Below are 1,903 nucleotides of genomic sequence, written 5' to 3'. Positions count from 1 at the left end.
AACGCTTTCTATACGGATTGGAATACTCTGAATAACGCTAACGTTACTTCTACGAATTATACTACAGCTTTGGGTCTGCCACTTCTTGTGACCACTCCTATAAACTGTACTACGATTCCTTTCCATCCTCTGAATTGTTTGGGTTTTACTGCGGATATGAACGCCATCAATTGGATGGGGAATTATAATTACGGTGTGGGAGCTTGGAACTCCGGAACAGACGGAGGAGCATTCGACTCTTTCCTTGCTAATGGTCTATTCCGTCTAACGGCAACTAGTACGAACCGTAGTTATCGTCTGGAGTCTAGCACAAACGACTTCGTTGTGAACGAGAACGTTTCTGTTACTACTCTCTCCGAACCGCAAACGGTTACTTATGGAGATATCGCCTTTACCGTTTGGAGACAGGATAACACTCTCCAAGGTAAGTTCATACAAATCTCCACAGGTACTGTTTTGACCGGTGGAGCCCAAGTGAAACTCAATACCGCAAATGCGACCGGTAAATTCGTAGTCAAAGCAGACTCGGGTAAGGCCTCCATACTTTGGGAGAATGGTGTAGATATATACATTGCATTTAGAGATCTGACAGCTGCCAATTTCCCTGCTATTGGATCTGAAATCAAAATTGTGACTCGTCCGAATACTTCCGGAGGTTTAGCTCTTGCTATGGGAGGAGGCGGAAAGGCCATCGCGGTTTGGTCAGTTGTTACTACTTCCACCTCATTATTTACGACAACCACAACCCATACTGTCACAGGTCGAAATTTCCAAGGAGATGCGGCCGGTACATCCGGAGCCGGATTTGGCGTAGCGCTTGTGAGCGGCGTCGGAACGACTCTTGTTTTAAGTGCGGATAGCGACGGAGGTAATACTGCGATAATTGCCACTGGTCATGGTGCTTCGACTAGCGCAGTTAACGGATATACCTATGACTTTGCCACTGGCACTCGTCAAGCAGGTCCGGTTGTTTTAACAGGCACAGCAACAAGCGGTGGAAATGTTGCTTCTATTAATGTAAGTGCATCCTCTGGCAAGGCCTTCGTTACTTGGAAAAGAAGTGATACTTGGGTCTTTGCGAGAGCCTATGACATGGTTGCTAATACTGCGCTTGCTCCGAACGTGCAGTCTATTGCTGGCAATGTCAATGCGTTTAGTTCTGTCGCCACGGGAGGGTTTGGGTTAATCTCCTTCAGCTCTACTAAGAACACAGGTATTTACCTCAGAGTAGTGGATCTCTCTGACGGAGCATTAGAATATACAACTATGCTACAATTAGATACTTCTAAAAGTGCAAAGAGTAGAAAACCCGGAGGACTGTATTTGGTTTCAGGAAATATCATCGCTCTTTGGGAACATGAGGAATCTTCTAAGAGAACTATCCGAGGAAGATCGGCTGCATTGGGAGCGAATTTAGTGGCCAAAGGTTCGGGAGAATTCTTTGTGAGCACTACGAATTTCGGAAACCAAACAGGACCTAAGATCGCGGTCAAGGATGCAACTGGATTCGTGGTTTGGTGGGCAACCGATTCTACTCAGCAAAATATCCGAGGTTACTCCTTGGATATGCTGAATCCTGGTGCACTCCAATATGGTTTGAACAACTTCTTTGTGGCTCCACTCATTGAGAGAGATTATACTCTGAAAGCGCAGATCAATTTCTAATCTCCATAAGGATTTCGTTATGAAGCTTAGGGTATCCGCGATCCTTTGTATTGTCGGTCTTTCTTCCTTCACAAACTGTTGGAAGGGACCGGGGTTACTGGATCGGATTTGCAAGCATACATTTTGTGGGGATTTGCCTCCCGGGACTAGTTTTCCTTCTCCTGGGTCGGCTCCTGCTCCTGAGGGAAGCGATCTATTCTCCATCTCCACAAATTATAGCCAGGCGATAGACGATCCG

General features: G+C 46.1%; 2 pseudogenes. Both read left to right on the top strand.

Annotated features, from left to right (window positions below):
* Positions 1 to 1,665 (top strand): annotated as a pseudogene (locus tag EHO58_RS19520) (LIC12048 family lipoprotein); the annotation flags it as partial.
* A gap of 19 nt (positions 1,666 to 1,684) precedes the next feature.
* Positions 1,685 to 1,903 (top strand): annotated as a pseudogene (locus EHO58_RS05500) (hypothetical protein); the annotation flags it as partial.

The organism is Leptospira selangorensis (assembly GCF_004769405.1).
Lineage (GTDB): Bacteria > Spirochaetota > Leptospiria > Leptospirales > Leptospiraceae > Leptospira_B > Leptospira_B selangorensis.
The sequence above is the reverse complement of the archived record's forward strand: the minus strand, read 5'-3'. Positions and strand labels throughout refer to the sequence as shown.